The following is a 14,401-nucleotide window of genomic DNA, read 5'->3' as shown; positions in this document are numbered from 1 at the left end:
CCCGGCCATGCTCTTTGGGCTATGGGGCTGGTGCTGCTGGCGCTGGCGCTGATTGCCACCAACCTGGGGGCAATGCGTCTGTCGATTGCCGTGCTATGGCAGGCACATGATGAAACGTTTCGTCACATCTGGCTGAATATCCGTCTGCCGCGCGTGCTGCTGGCTGCGCTGATAGGGGGCGCACTGGCGCTTTCCGGCTGTGTTATGCAGGGGCTGTTCCGTAATCCTCTGGCGGATCCTGGGCTGCTAGGTATCAGCAGCGGTGCCGCGCTTACCGTTGGCCTGTCGGTCGTTTTGCCTCTGGCGTTGCCCGCCGTACTGGCGCTATACGCCCCAATGCTAGCGGCGTTTGTTGGCAGTCTCGTCGTCACGTTGGCAATTTTTGTCTTAAGTCGCCAGGGCAGTAATAGCCTGTCACGACTGCTGCTGGTTGGCATCGCTATTAACGCCCTCTGCGGTGCGGCGGTTGGCGTGCTTTCATGGGTCAGTAACGACGCCCAGCTTCGTCAGCTGTCGCTGTGGGGCATGGGCAGCCTTGGGCAGGCGCAGTGGTCAACGCTGCTCGCCACGGCCTCTTTTGTGCTTCCCGCCTCTCTGGGTATCGCTTACCTCTGCTCACGGCTGAACCTCCTCCAGCTTGGTGATGAAGAGGCGCATTATCTGGGAGTCGACGTCAAGCGTACCCAGCGGCAACTGCTGGTGCTCAGCGCCCTGCTGGTTGCGGCAGCCGTCGCGGTGAGCGGTGTTATAGGCTTTGTCGGGCTGGTCATTCCTCACCTGGTGAGAATGTGGCTGGGTGCAGATCACCGCTGGCTGATCCCCGGCTCGGTACTGGCGGGGGCGATACTGCTGCTGGTCGCCGATACGCTCGCCCGCACCCTGGTTGCACCGGCGGAAATGCCGGTCGGCCTGTTGACCAGCCTGCTGGGCGGCCCGTGGTTCCTGGCGCTGATTTTCCGTCAACGGAGAGAGACAGATGGGTGAGTTTCTTCAGGCGCAGCATATTTCGCTGTATGCCGGGACCCGTAAGCTGCTTGATGATGTCAGCCTGAAGCTGGCACCTGGTGAAGTCGTCGCGTTAATCGGGCCGAACGGCGCAGGAAAATCAACGTTATTACGGGTCCTCACCGGCTACCAGCCGCCGGATCAAGGAAGGGTACTTCTGTCCGGGCATTCCCTGGATGCATGGTCCAATGAAGCCTTGTCGCGCAGGCGGGCGGTGATGCGGCAGCGTGGGGGCATGGCCTTTAGCTGGAAGGTAGAAGACGTCATCAAGATGGGCCGCGCGCCGTGGCCTGCGGCTGATTCCGCCGCGGTGGTAAAAGAAGTGATGGCGCTGACCGGCTGTGATGCCCTTGCGGGCCGGGACTTCTGTCAGCTCTCCGGCGGCGAGCAGCAGCGGGTTCAGCTGGCGAGAGCGCTGGCGCAGCTCTGGCACCGCGGGCAGCCGCGCGGCTGGCTGTTTCTGGATGAACCGACTTCCGCGTTAGACCTCTACCACCAGCAGCATGTTCTGCGCCTGCTGCGCAGGCTGGCGCAGATGGGAACGTTAGCGGTTTGCGTGGTGGTGCACGATCTCAATCAGGCAGCCCTGTGGGCCGATCGCATCGTTTTGTTGCACGGCGGCAGGTTGGTTGCCGAAGGCACACCGCGGGAGGTATTAAATGAGGCAACGCTTCAGCATTGGTATCAGGCAGAACTAAAGGTGTTCAGCAGCCCTGAACACCCTGTTCCACAGGTTTTACTGAAGCCGTGATGTGTATCGAATGACGCAACGCTTAGCCGACCGTCGAAGTATTGTAGGGGGGATAAGCGAAGCGTCATCCAACACAATTCTAGCTTGAGCAGCTCACTTCCAGATGTTTACCCCAGTCCGGCGGGCGCTGGGCTAAATCATCCGCGTGATCTGCAAACGGCTGGCTCAGCGCCTCATGCAGACGGGCCACCTCGCTGACGTCCCCTTCCTCAGCCGCACTGATTGCCCGCTGCGCCAGCCAGTTTCTCAGCACCACCGATGGATTCGCGGCTTTCATCACTGCCTGACGCTGCGCATCGCTGATTTGCTCAAGCTGCAATCTGTCCCGGTAACGGGTAAACCAGCTGTCGAAAGCAGCCCGGTCGACAAACTCATCACGCAGAGGCGAGCTGGCAACGTTTTGCTCCGTGTCACTCAGCATGCGGAAGGTTCGCGTATAGTCGCTGTGCTCTTTCGTCATCAAGGCGAAGAGTTCGGTGAGCAAATCGTTATCCGCCTTCTCCTCGGTGAGAAAACCTAATTTCGCCCGCATCATGGTGCCGAACATACGCATCAGGGCAAACTGATAGTGGTCGAGCGTCTCGTTCAGAACGTCCACATCAATAAACGGCGACAGCGACTGCGCCAGACGCTGCAGATTCCACAGGCCAACGGCGGGCTGGTTATCAAAAGCGTAACGGCCCTGGTGGTCTGAGTGGTTGCAGATAAAATCTGGCTGGTAGTCATCCAGGAAGCCATACGGGCCGTAATCCATCGTGAGGCCGAGGATCGACATATTGTCGGTGTTCATCACGCCATGAGCAAAACCGACGGCCTGCCATTGGGCAATCATACTGGCCGTGCGCTCAACAACATCCCGGAACCACAGCGCATAGCGATCCTCCTGCCCGACCAGTTCAGGCCAGTGATGGGCAATAACGTAATCGGCCAGCTGCTGGACTTTTTGGGGTTCGCGTCGGTAGTAGAAATGTTCGAAATGGCCAAAGCGAACGTGGCTTTGGGCAATACGCATCAGCATTGCACCCTGCTCGGTCGTTTCGCGTCTTACCGGCGTATCGCTGGTAACGATTGTCAGCGCTCGGGTTGTGGGGATCCCCAGGCCATGCATCGCTTCGCTGGCCAGAAACTCGCGGATCGTAGAACGAAGCACCGCTCTGCCGTCACCCATGCGGGAATACGGCGTGAGGCCTGCACCTTTCAGATGCCAGTCGAATTTGCGGCCGTCGGGGAGCTGTTGTTCACCCAGCAGGATCCCTCGTCCGTCCCCCAGCTGGCCTGCCCAGACGCCGAACTGATGTCCGCTGTATACCTGAGCCACAGGCTGCATACCCGGAAGCAGAGCCTCTCCGCTCCAGATGCCCGTGTGTGCCGCGTCGAAAAGATCGGCCGCGAGGCCCAACTCGTTCGCCAGCTGGCGGTTATGATAAAGCAAATGCGGATTACGCAGCGGCGTGGGATTGAGTTCGCTGTAAAAGCCGACCAGCTCGTCGTGCCAGCTATTTTTAAATACGGGGTTATCAGTCATGGATCCTCCTGACTGACAGTGTAGTGGTTACGTCAGTCATTAAACACGGGCTGACAGCAGGGTTATTAAGGCGGTGGGATAAGCTTGCTCAGGGAATCTGCTGGCACAGCCGGCCAAAGCCCACCCTGCATGGCGCTAAAGCCGAGTGGCGCAACTCTGCTGCGAGCCGCTTCATCATCGATACCCGCCACCAGCATGTCACGGCAAAACGGCGACAGCTGAGCACGTATGGCCATCATGAACGGGACAAAAGATTTTGCAGGCAGCTGTTTTTGGATAAATGCCCGATCCAGCCTGACAGAGGTAAAGACGCCATCAAAGATGGATTTTGTGGTAGCAATACCTGCACCAAAATTGGCCAGCGCCAGGGGGAAGTGCCTACCTAATTCCCGCAGCCGCAAATTGTCATTGCCCAGATTTAAATCACTAAAGTTTTCATTAATAGTTAACGCGATGAACGATAATTGCTTCAGGCGGGCAATTAATTCTGGAGTAGACAGAATAGCACTAACGATTTCCTCGCTTATATTTAGCCAGATAACGAGTTCACGAAACTGAAAGATTTTTTCATAGTTTCCCAGCAGGGATAATTTTTCTTTGAACAACGCGAGTTCTTGTTCCGCCGTAATATAAGGCGAAATCAATCCCGTTGGAATACGCACGGGCGTATCAACACCCACGAAGTTAGTGATTAACTCAGCGCCATAGAGCAGCCCTTCCGGCGTTCGAAGAGGCATGAAATAAAACTGCGAGTGATAAACAATATCCAGAGAGACGATCATGTTGCCAGCCGTGAGTCTAAAAAGGCGGACGGCACCGTCGTGCGATGAGCATCCAGTATCCACTGGATTGATTTTACATGGATTAAGGTCACTTGTTTCCCTGGAATACTTAAGATTAGTCCTTTAAGGATATATTTAGCTTATCCTGGATACCTCTTTAAGGCTAGTCTTAGTGATAATCACGTACGGAATCTCGTTCCACTATCTGTGGGGGAAATGTTTGTTTATCACATTGATCGTTCAATAATTTCTGCGTCGCGTAACGGGCCATTTCACTAATTGGAAAATGTACGCTGGTTATTGCCGGACGAACAAACGGTGCCCGTTCGCCGCTGTCATAACATATCAAAGAGATATCCTGCGGAATGCGCAATCCCCGTTCATTAATCGCCAGCATTGCACCAAGTGCCATTTCTTCATTACAACAATAAATTGCCGACGGCTGCACCCTGTCCAGTAAAACAGAGGTTTGATGATGCCCACCTGGCATGTCGTAATCCCCTTCCAGGAGCGCGACAGGCGTTAACCCCGCTTTCTGCATCGCATCCAGAAAGCCTTGCCTGCGTAATAAACTGGAAGCACGATTTGTTGGCCCATGCAGACAGGCAATCTTGGTATGTCCGCCGTTAATGAACACCTGTGTTGCCAGCTCGCTTGCGTAACGATGATCGAATACCACACAGCGCTCTTCAAGCCCTGCAACATGACGGTCCAGCACCACAAATTGACGGCCCTGCCCGGCTAGTTTCCGTAATGTTTCATCTTCGAGTGCGCGAATATGCAAAATCAGCCCGTCGCAGCGCAGGTTATAAAGCCGCTGAATAGCGTTTAGCTCATTTTCTGCGCTACTACGACCTTGCGTCACCAGCAGCTGCTTGCCGTGAAGCTCGGTTTCGCTCTGCACCGTGTCCATCAGCGCACCAAAAAAACCGCCTCGATAATTGGTGGTGACGAGCCCGAGCGTGTTGCTCTGGCTTGAGGCGAGAGCACGGGCGGCAGGATGGGGGGAATAACCTAATTCAGCGATAGCCGCTTCCACTTTAACGCGCGTCTGCTGCTTCACTTTAGCATCGCCGTTGACTACCCGCGAAACGGTCGCGCGAGAAACCCCGGCGCTTGCGGCGACATCTTCAAGAGTCATCATCAGGCCCCTTCACATCGAATTAACGACCAGACAGATTCAGATACGGCGAGCCTGCCAGAACTTTTTACGCCAGTAGACGTTATCCAGCGAGGAGCGCATGACGCCTCTGCTGGTGGAAGCATGGATAAACTGGTTGTCGGTATCGTAAATGCCAACATGCAACCCACTGTCCCCCGCTCCCGTTTTAAAGAACACCAGATCGCCCGGAAGCAAATCACTTTTATCGATTTCCGTGCCGATCTCGGCCTGCGCACTGGTTTCACGCGGAAGTTGCAGATCAAATTGATCCCGGAAGGTCGTTAAGACAAACCCGGAACAGTCGACGCCATGACGACTCATGCCGCCATAACGATATGGCGTGCCACGCCAGCCACTTAGCTGATCGTTAAGTTTTGCTATTACCGTTATTGAGTCTGAAAGGCGCCCATTGGGCGGCGGAGCGTGATGACTACACCCTGCGAGTATCAGACATGCCACTGCTATAAGCCATACGCGCATTTTTCAGGCTAATCCTAACCGTTTATAATTGTCTGTAATTTAGCGCTTACCCATGAATTGATGCAAGTTTTAGGCCCCGGAAAGCGGCGTAATGAGCATACTATGCCCCTCAATTTGTAACCGTCTGAAATGCATGTTGTAGGCTTTTGCTAAATGTTGCGGAGTAAGAACGTCGTCTCGCGCGCCTTGTGCAACCATTTTACCTGCTCGTAACAACCAGGCTGTATGGGCATGGCGCAGTGAATGGTTCAGGTCATGGCTGCTCATGACCACCGCAATACCCGCCTCACACAATGCGAGCAGCTGGCGGTCAAGCGCAGCCTGCTGCGCCACATCCAGGCTGTTCATTGGCTCATCCAGCAGCAGCAAACTTCCCTGCGGATTCACCTGAGGGTGAATCTGCAGGATCACCGCAGCCAGCCTTACCCTCTGCCATTCACCTCCGGAAAGTTGATTCACTGGACGGTTAAGTTTGTCCGTCAGCCAGAAAGCATCCACCAGTTGTAACATGACCTCCTCTGCCTGCTTTGCCGCCTGATGTAATTGCAGGTAGTGCCAGACGGGCATCGCAAAAGGGGGGAGCTGCTGCTGCGTGAGATAAGCTCGACTGCGCGAAAGTGCAACCGGGGACCACTCCGTTAGCGGAAGCGCTTTAAAGGCAATCTGACCTTCCCCTGAAGATAACCCCGCTAAACGGGTAATCAGGGTACTTTTCCCGGCACCATTTGGCCCGACAAGATGGACGAGTTCGCCCGGTTTGACTGAGGCAGTAATGGGGCCAAGCCTGCCGACAACCCCCACATCCGTTAACTGCAAAAGCGACATAATTTACTTCGCCAGCGCCATTTTGATGGCTTCCATTACGATAGGATCTTCCGGGGTCATGTCCGGAGAGAAACGCTGCACGACCTGTCCGTCGCGACCCACCAGAAACTTTTCAAAGTTCCACAGGATATCGTCCGGGTAGAGCGGCGCACGGCCTTTGCTGCTCAGACGTTCGTAAAAACCGCTGTCTTCAGGTGCGACCGCTTTCGGCGCCGCGTCGATTAGCTTCTGATACAGCGGATGGCGGTTTTCACCGTTTACCTCCAGCTTGCTGAACATCGGGAAAGTGACGCCGTAGGTCGTGCTGCAGAAAGTTTTAATTTCTTCTTCGCTGCCGGGCTCCTGGCCCAGAAACTGGTTGCACGGGAATCCGAGTACGGTAAACCCTCTGTCTGCCCAGGCCTTATGAATATTTTCCAGCTGTTCGTACTGCGCGGTCAGGCCGCACTTCGAGGCGACGTTGACCAGCAGCAGCACGTTTCCCTTCCAGCGCTCAAGCGTCGTCGTTTCGCCATCAATGGTTTTGATCTCGGTGTTCAGAATATCCTGCATAGCATCCCCTTAGTATCTAGCGCGGTGAGGTGGTATCCGGTCACAGACCGGGAGCCTGCCAGGCTACCACCTGGCCTTTAATAATAGCTATAGCGGCAAAGGTTTTTTGTTTTTTTTGCCCTCGTCGGGGGTAAAATAGTGAATAACTTCAATCATCAACGACAGGAAAAGTCCATGAGCTCTTTTTCACCTTCTATCGACCCGTCCCTTAGCCGCATTGCGCCGGACTTCAGGGCGTTGAGCATCCTCGTTGAAGCCGCCCCGCTTCTTCACCCGGAAGTGGCAGAGGCCGCCTTAAAGCAGGCGTGCAAAGACGTAGTTGAAAATGATGTTCCCTGGGCGGCAGCCCACCTGGATGCCTGGCATGAAGTGTTCAAAGCCTTCGGCGCCAAACCAAAGCGCACGCCAAACTCTGCCGATGCGCTACGCAAACGCGTCCTGAAAGATGGCTCTCTGCCCGCCATAGACCCCGTAGTGGATCTGTATAACGCCATCAGTATTCGCTATGCCCTGCCCGTTGGCGGCGAAAATGCACAGGCCTACGTTGGCAACCCTCGCCTCACCTTTGCAGAGGGCAACGAAGCCTTCGATATCATGAAGGAAGGCGAACCTACCCTCGAATCTCCGGATGTTGGTGAAGTCATCTGGCGTGACGACAAAGGGGTCACCTGCCGCCGCTGGAACTGGCGTCAGGGCATCAGAACCCGCCTGGACTCTCAAGCACAGCATATGTGGTTTATTCTCGAAAGTTTACCGGCGATGCCGCAGGAAGCCCTGCAACAGGCAGGTGATGCATTTATTGCCGGTCTGCAACGTATGATGCCGGGCGCAACTATCAAAATGCAGTATCTCAGCGCCGAAATGTAATTTCCCAGGCCGCCGACTCAGGCGGCCCGCCAATTAATCATTATTATAAATATATTTCATTAAATGCAATCACCACCTGAATATTTATATTCCCGCCAAACGGCATTTAATGTGCCTTATCGATAATTATATAGACACGCTTAGTCGCATCCATTATCAATGGAATCGCTACCGAATAAGCAGGAACGAGGTTATTTATCATTGCAAAAAATAAGGATATATCATGAAATGTAAACCGCTGATGGGCCTGTTGTTATTAAGCTCCGCCGCCGTGGTTCACGCCAGCCCGGCAATAGTCGCCCACCGCGGCGGCACGGGGGATGCGCCCGAGAACACGCTTGCCGCTATCGGTAAGGCTCTGGAAAACAAAGCAGATGCTATATGGATCACGGTACAGCTTTCGAAGGATGGCGTGCCCGTACTCTACCGTCCGGCAGATTTAAAAGCCTTGACCAACGCCACCGGCCCGGTATCCACATATACGGCCGTACAGCTGAATAAGCTCGATGCTGGTTATTCCTTTGGTAAACCAGATTTTCCTTACCGCAACAAAGGGAACGGCATTCCCACGCTGGAAAGCGTTCTGAAAAAATGGCCGGAAACCTTTTTCTTTATTGATATAAAATCCCCTGACGCCGCAGCGGATAAAATGGCCGCAGCGCTTGAGGCCGTATTAAAGAAAACCCGTAGCCTCAGTCGCACACGCGTCTATTCCACAGATGAAAAATATCTTCATGCCCTGCCCGCTAATATCGCCCGCTTCGCCAGCAGGGATACTACCCGCACGGCGCTTGCCAATATTACGATGAACCACCAGTGCAGCATTCCCGCGAGTGAAAAGAGCGACCGCTGGTATGGCCTTGAGCTGAAACGCGAGGTCGACGTCGTTGAGAAATTCACCCTCGGCGAGGGCCATTCCAGAGCCATTCTGAGCTGGGATAAAGAAGCCATGGACTGTTTCAGGGCCGCAGGCGGCGCGCACATCATCCTGTTCGGCGTTAACACGCCGGAAGATTTCCAGAAGGCATCAGAACTAGGGGCCGATGGCGTGCTGGTTGACTCCCCGGCGGCGTTTAAAGAAATGCACCGCTGACAGAGGCAAAGGCTGGATGGCAATCTACCGGCTGGATTTCAAAAGCAGGCCGATAAATACGGGTGCGCCAAGCGTTGCGGTCACTACGCCTATTGGCAATTCGGCGGAAGTCAGGGCAAGACGGGCGATGATGTCCGCCCCCAGCAGCACGGCGGCTCCCGCAAGCGCACTGGCGGGCAGCAGAACCCGGTGATCGGTCAGCCCTTTCAGACGCAGCATATGCGGGATCACCAGGCCAATAAAACCAATAGCTCCGGCAAGCGCCACGCTGACCCCCACCAGCCAGCCGATAGCGATAACGAGTATATTACGCCACATCCAGACCGACAGCCCAAGCTGACGAGCCGAGGTCTCTCCCAGAGCCATCAGGTTTAACGGCGCGTAGCTGCGGCACAGCCAGGCCATGACCGGCAGCAGGGTGACCATCAGCCACCACTGGCTCCAGTCCACGCCGCCAAAGCCCCCCATCATCCAGTACATCAGCTGCCGCAAATCGAGGCTGCTGCTGAAGTAAACGGCCCAGGTCATCAGCGCGCTGCAAATAATTCCCAGCGCAACGCCCGCCAGCAGCAGGCGGCTGGTAGACAGATGACGACGGGAGAAGCGCAGCAGTATTAGCGTAATGAACAGTGCGCCGGCGATGGCACACAGCCCCAGCCCCCATGTCGGGAGCATCCCCTGCCCCAGCAGCACACCGGCTATGAGCGCCACACCGGCACCGTTAGAGACGCCGAGCAGTCCCGGTTCCGCCAGCGGGTTTTCAAACAGCGCCTGCATGATGGTGCCGGAGATTGCCAGCGCCGCCCCTACCAGCAAAACAGCGAGGGTACGGGGCAAGCGTATCTGCCAGACAAATATCTGTGCTTCATCGCTCAGCCATTGTTGCGGAGCAAACCACTGGTCACCGGCGCAAAGGCTCAGGACGCTCATGGCGATCAACATCAGTATCAGAGCAATAAGCCAAAGGCGTTCAAGGCGACGTTGATGAGTGACAAAAGTGAGCATCTGGCTGGCGGATCCATAGATTGGCGATCGAACCGCTGATTTTACGGGGTGAGGCTGGACTATGCCAGCCCGTTGCAGGAATGTATCTTCACAGATATCCCTGAACTGACGGAATAAGAAGCACATGCTAACAGGATTAAACCATCTCACACTTGCAGTAAGCGATCTGGAACGTAGCCTTGTTTTCTATACCAGCGTATTGGGCCTGACTCCGCGGGCGAAATGGTTAACAGGTGCATACCTGACGCTGGGTGACCTGTGGGTGTGCCTGTCGCTGGACAAGATCGATGCAAAGCAGGATTACACCCACTACGCCTTCACCCTTTCCGGCAAAGATATCCACGCCTTCCGTGACAAGCTACGTGCAGCCGGGGTGATTGAATGGAAGGACAATAAAAGCGAAGGTGAGTCTGTTTATTTTTTGGACCCTGATGGGCACAGGCTGGAAGCGCATTGCGGCGATCTCGCGACAAGACTTCAGGCGTGTAAAGAGGAGCCATACGAAGCGATGATTTTTTATTAGCTTCTCCCTCGGAACCAAAGAAAAAGGCCGCTAATGCGGCCTTTTTGGTTAACTCAGGTTACTCGTCTTTCGGCGACGCGTTTTCAACCCGACTCTTCAACTTCTGACCAGGTCGGAATGTCACCACACGGCGGGCCGTGATAGGAATATCTTCACCAGTCTTCGGGTTACGCCCGGGACGTTGGTTTTTATCGCGTAAGTCAAAATTGCCAAAACCTGATAGTTTAACCTGCTCACCGTTTTCCAGAGCGCGACGGATCTCTTCAAAAAACAGCTCTACCAGCTCTTTAGCGTCTCGTTTGCTAAGCCCAAGCTTATCAAACAGATATTCTGACATTTCAGCTTTTGTAAGCGCCATACGTTCAATCCCTCAATGATGCCTGGAATCGCTCTTTTAATGCCTCTACGCATTTTGCAACGGTAGCGGCAATCTCCTCTTCTTCGAGTGTACGGCCGGTATCCTGAAGGATAAGGCTGATGGCGAGGCTCTTATAACCTTCGGCTACGCCTTTGCCACGGTACACATCAAACAAGTTTACGCCAACTACCTGATTTGCGCCAACTTTCTTACACTCGACCAAAATATCTGCTGCGGGAACGTTTTCAGCGACCACCACAGCGATGTCGCGACGGTTCGCCGGGAAGCGAGAAATTTCCTGCGCGTCAGGCACCACGCGGTCTGCGACCTTGTTCCACAGCAGTTCAAAGACCAGCGTACGGCCGTTGAGGGAAAGCTTACGCTCCAGCTCCGGATGGACAACACCAATGAAACCAACGTATTCGCCCAATAAATAAATGGCTGCACTTTGGCCTGGATGCAAGGCCGGGTTGCTCGCCACCCTGAATTCGATATCAGAAAGCTTGCCCGTCAGATCAAGAATAGACTCCAGATCGCCCTTCAAATCATAGAAGTCGACGGTATTGCGCGCCAGATCCCAGTGTTCTTCATAGCGGTTGCCGCAGAGGGCCCCTGCCAGCATAAGATCCTGGCGGATGCCAAGGTCTGCCTGCGTATCAGGAACAAAGCGCAGGCCTGATTCGAAGATACGCGCGCGGCTCTGCTGGCGGTTCTGGTTGTAAACAACCGTATTGAGCAAACCGGTCAGCAGAGAAAGACGCATCGCCGACATCTCGCTGGAGATTGGGCTTGGCAGGATCAGGTTCTCTTCACCCGGATGCAGCAGCTGCTGAATTTTGGGATCCACGAAGCTATAGGTGATCACTTCCTGATAGCCTTTGTCCACCAGCATGGTTTTCACGCGCTTCAGGGAGAGATCCGCTTCACGGTGGCTGCCCATGATCAGACCAGCCTGCACCGGCTCGTCCGGGATATTGTTATAACCATAGACGCGGGCCACTTCTTCCACCAGATCTTCTTCAATCTGCATGTCGAAACGCCAGCCTGGCGCCACGGCGGTCCATTGATCCTGGCCTTCGGTCACTTCACAGCCCAGACGGCGCAGAATGTCGCTTACCTGCGCGTCATCGATGTGATGGCCAATCAGGCGATCCAGTTTACTGCGGCGTAGCGTGATAGTTGCCGCTTTTGGCAGATGCGCTTCGCTGGTGACGTCGATAACCGGGCCAGTTTCGCCACCGCACAGGTCGATCAGCAGGCGGGTTGCACGTTCCATTGCTTTATACTGCAGCGCAGAGTCAACACCACGTTCGTAACGGTGAGAAGCATCGGTGTGTAAACCATGACGACGCGCACGCCCGGTGATGGACAGCGGACTGAAGAAGGCGCACTCCAGCAGGACGTTCTGGGTTTCATCGTTCACGCCAGAATGTTCGCCGCCGAAGATACCGCCCATGGCCAGCGCTTTGTTATGGTCGGCAATGACCAGCGTGTCCGCTTTCAGTTTTGCTTCGTTGCCGTCGAGCAGGGTCAGGGTTTCGCCCTCTTCCGCCATGCGAACCACGATACCGCCGTCGATGCAATCCAGGTCAAAAGCGTGCATTGGCTGACCAAGCTCCAGCAGGACGTAGTTGGTCACGTCAACCACTGCGTCGATGGAGCGAATGCCGCAGCGGCGCAGCTTTTCTTTCATCCATAGCGGTGTAGGTGCTTTAACGTTGATGCCTTTAACTACGCGGCCCAGATAGCGCGGACACGCCTCAGGTGCATCCACTTTAATCGCGATAGTATCGCTGATTGTCGCAGCCACCGGTGCCATCTCCGGCTCTACCAGCGGCAGCTTGTTCAGCACGGCAACGTCACGCGCAACGCCGATGATACCCAGGCAGTCCGCACGGTTTGGCGTAACGCTGATTTCAATGGTGTTGTCGTTAAGCTTCAGGAATTCGCGGATATCGGTGCCGACTGGCGCATCTGCAGGCAGCTCAATAATGCCGTTATGGTCGTCGGAAATACCCAGCTCGGAGAAAGAGCACAGCATGCCCTCAGACGGTTCACCGCGAAGCTTGGCCGCTTTGATTTTAAAATCGCCCGGCAGCACAGCGCCGACGGTGGCAACCGCAACCTTCAGCCCCTGACGGCAGTTCGGTGCGCCGCAGACGATGTCCAGCAGGCGGTCTCCACCTACGTTAACTTTTGTGACGCGCAGTTTGTCAGCGTTAGGATGCTGACCGCACTCAACGACTTCACCCACAACCACACCGTGGAATGCGCCAGCAACGGCGTCAACGCCGTCAACTTCCAGGCCTGCCATGGTGATTTGATCGGAAAGCGCTTCGCTGCTGTTGGCTGGGTTTACCCATTCGCGTAACCAGAGTTCACTGAATTTCATTGGCTATCCCGCCCTTATTTAAACTGTTTGAGGAAACGTAAGTCATTTTCGAAGAAGGCACGCAGGTCGGTCACGCCATAGCGCAGCATGGTCAGACGCTCCATCCCCATCCCAAAGGCGAAGCCGGAGTAAACTTCCGGGTCGATACCCACGTTACGCAGAACGTTCGGGTGCACCATGCCGCAGCCTAACACTTCAAGCCATTTGCCATTTTTGCCCATTACGTCGACTTCCGCGGACGGTTCAGTGAACGGGAAATAGGAAGGGCGGAAGCGGATCTGCAGATCGTCTTCGAAGAAATTGTTCAGGAAGTCGTGCAGCGTCCCCTTCAGGTTGGTAAAGCTGATGTTTTTATCAACGATCAGCCCTTCCATCTGATGGAACATCGGGGTGTGGGTCTGGTCGTAATCGTTACGATAGACGCGGCCCGGCGCGATAATACGAATAGGAGGCTGTTTGTCCTGCATGGTGCGGATCTGCACGCCAGAGGTTTGGGTGCGCAGCAGACGCTTAGCGTCGAACCAGAAGGTGTCATGATCCGCACGCGCCGGGTGGTGACCCGGAATATTCAGCGCGTCGAAGTTATGATAGTCATCTTCGATCTCAGGCCCGGTAGCCACGGTAAAGCCAAGCTCGCCAAAGAACGTCTCGATTCTGTCAATAGTACGGGTAACCGGGTGCAGACCGCCATTTTCGATACGACGGCCAGGCAGGGAAACATCGATGGTCTCCTGTGCCAGACGAGCGTTCAGCGCAGCACTTTCGAGTGCGGCTTTACGGGCGTTTAACGCTTCCTGCACCTGCTCTTTCGCTTCGTTGATAACAGCCCCTGCCGCCGGACGCTCTTCTGCCGGCAGCTCACGCAGGGTGGTCATCTGAAGGGTCAGGTGCCCTTTCTTCCCTAAATATTCGACGCGTACGGTGTCTAACGCGGCAACATCCTGGGCCTCGTTTATGGCGGCCGTTGCACTGGCAACCAGCTCTGCGAGATGTGGCATGGTATTCCTCTTGTGCCGGTAACTTACCGGAGTAGTTTGTCTCTGTGAATTCGACATGCAAAAAAAAAGCCTCCACAAAGGAG

The 14,401-nt window shown here is 55.1% G+C and carries 15 protein-coding genes and 1 other annotated feature (1 of these 16 cut by a window edge); of the genes, 5 read left to right on the top strand and 10 right to left on the bottom strand.

Translation table 11 applies throughout. The features are described 5' to 3' along the window. Positions 1-21: 21 nt before the first annotated feature. Both HYQ67_RS10085 and HYQ67_RS10080 read left to right on the top strand, forming a co-directional pair. Positions 22-984, top strand: coding sequence for a FecCD family ABC transporter permease (locus tag HYQ67_RS10085; protein ID WP_202303685.1), 963 nt, complete (start codon positions 22-24; stop codon positions 982-984). After that, positions 977-1,756 (top strand): heme ABC transporter ATP-binding protein, encoded by a 780-nt coding sequence (locus HYQ67_RS10080; protein WP_202303560.1) that lies wholly within the window; start codon positions 977-979, stop codon positions 1,754-1,756. The genes HYQ67_RS10085 and HYQ67_RS10080 overlap by 8 nt, the downstream gene beginning before the upstream one ends. 79 nt (positions 1,757-1,835) lie before the next feature. Here the strand turns inward: HYQ67_RS10080 and selO are convergent, their stop codons facing one another. The 6 genes from selO to HYQ67_RS10050 form a co-directional block, all read right to left on the bottom strand. Next, a complete protein-coding gene (gene selO, locus HYQ67_RS10075; protein WP_202303559.1) occupies positions 1,836-3,281 on the bottom strand; it encodes a protein adenylyltransferase SelO in 1,446 nt (481 codons plus the stop codon). 65 nt (positions 3,282-3,346) lie between these two features. Beyond that, entirely contained in the window at positions 3,347-4,063 is a 717-nt protein-coding gene (locus HYQ67_RS10070) for an EAL domain-containing protein (RefSeq protein WP_202303558.1), read from the bottom strand. A gap of 169 nt (positions 4,064-4,232) precedes the next feature. After that, the gene (locus tag HYQ67_RS10065) at positions 4,233-5,207 is read right to left on the bottom strand and encodes a LacI family DNA-binding transcriptional regulator (protein ID WP_202303557.1); all 975 of its coding nucleotides are present in this window, start codon (positions 5,205-5,207) and stop codon (positions 4,233-4,235) included. Positions 5,208-5,243: 36 nt separating this feature from the next. After that, a complete protein-coding gene (locus HYQ67_RS10060) occupies positions 5,244-5,705 on the bottom strand; it encodes an NlpC/P60 family protein (RefSeq protein WP_202303556.1) in 462 nt (153 codons plus the stop codon). Positions 5,706-5,774: 69 nt separating this feature from the next. Continuing rightward, a complete protein-coding gene (gene btuD, locus HYQ67_RS10055) occupies positions 5,775-6,530 on the bottom strand; it encodes a vitamin B12 ABC transporter ATP-binding protein BtuD (RefSeq protein ID WP_202303555.1) in 756 nt (251 codons plus the stop codon). 3 nt (positions 6,531-6,533) lie between these two features. Further along, positions 6,534-7,082, bottom strand: a complete 549-nt coding sequence (locus tag HYQ67_RS10050; RefSeq protein WP_202303554.1) for a glutathione peroxidase — start codon at positions 7,080-7,082, stop codon at positions 6,534-6,536. 174 nt (positions 7,083-7,256) lie between these two features. On the opposite strand from HYQ67_RS10050, the gene HYQ67_RS10045 reads away from it, so the two are divergent. Together HYQ67_RS10045 and HYQ67_RS10040 are read left to right on the top strand one after the other, a co-directional pair. Beyond that, a complete protein-coding gene (locus HYQ67_RS10045; RefSeq protein WP_202303553.1) occupies positions 7,257-7,949 on the top strand; it encodes a B3/B4 domain-containing protein in 693 nt (230 codons plus the stop codon). Between the two features lie 223 nt (positions 7,950-8,172). Continuing rightward, positions 8,173-9,042 (top strand): glycerophosphodiester phosphodiesterase family protein, encoded by an 870-nt coding sequence (locus tag HYQ67_RS10040; RefSeq protein ID WP_202303552.1) that lies wholly within the window; start codon positions 8,173-8,175, stop codon positions 9,040-9,042. A 24-nt stretch (positions 9,043-9,066) separates the two neighbouring features. Here HYQ67_RS10040 and btuC read toward each other — a convergent pair whose 3' ends face one another. After that, entirely contained in the window at positions 9,067-10,047 is a 981-nt protein-coding gene (btuC, locus tag HYQ67_RS10035) for a vitamin B12 ABC transporter permease BtuC (protein ID WP_202303551.1), read from the bottom strand. A gap of 124 nt (positions 10,048-10,171) precedes the next feature. Between btuC and fos the strand changes: the two genes are divergently transcribed. Then, positions 10,172-10,570 carry a fosfomycin resistance glutathione transferase gene (fos, locus tag HYQ67_RS10030; RefSeq protein ID WP_202303550.1) on the top strand — a complete coding sequence of 133 codons (399 nt, stop codon included), beginning with the start codon at positions 10,172-10,174 and terminating at the stop codon, positions 10,568-10,570. Between the two features lie 58 nt (positions 10,571-10,628). Here the strand turns inward: fos and ihfA are convergent, their stop codons facing one another. The 3 genes from ihfA to pheS are packed head-to-tail and all read right to left on the bottom strand — an operon-like array spanning position 10,629 to position 14,318. Then, positions 10,629-10,928, bottom strand: a complete 300-nt coding sequence (ihfA, locus tag HYQ67_RS10025; protein WP_001229265.1) for an integration host factor subunit alpha — start codon at positions 10,926-10,928, stop codon at positions 10,629-10,631. A gap of 4 nt (positions 10,929-10,932) precedes the next feature. Further along, positions 10,933-13,320, bottom strand: coding sequence for a phenylalanine--tRNA ligase subunit beta (gene pheT / locus HYQ67_RS10020; protein ID WP_202303549.1), 2,388 nt, complete (start codon positions 13,318-13,320; stop codon positions 10,933-10,935). Between the two features lie 14 nt (positions 13,321-13,334). After that, positions 13,335-14,318: a phenylalanine--tRNA ligase subunit alpha gene (gene pheS, locus HYQ67_RS10015; protein ID WP_202303548.1), complete on the bottom strand. Its 984-nt coding sequence runs from the start codon at positions 14,316-14,318 to the stop codon at positions 13,335-13,337. A gap of 59 nt (positions 14,319-14,377) precedes the next feature. After that, positions 14,378-14,401, bottom strand: a sequence feature (Phe leader region); it runs 100 nt beyond the window's last position.

The organism is Dryocola clanedunensis subsp. sulfonylureivorans (assembly GCF_016756775.1).
In the GTDB taxonomy this organism is placed as follows: domain Bacteria; phylum Pseudomonadota; class Gammaproteobacteria; order Enterobacterales; family Enterobacteriaceae; genus Dryocola; species Dryocola clanedunensis.
This window is presented reverse-complemented; position numbering and strand designations above follow the sequence as displayed.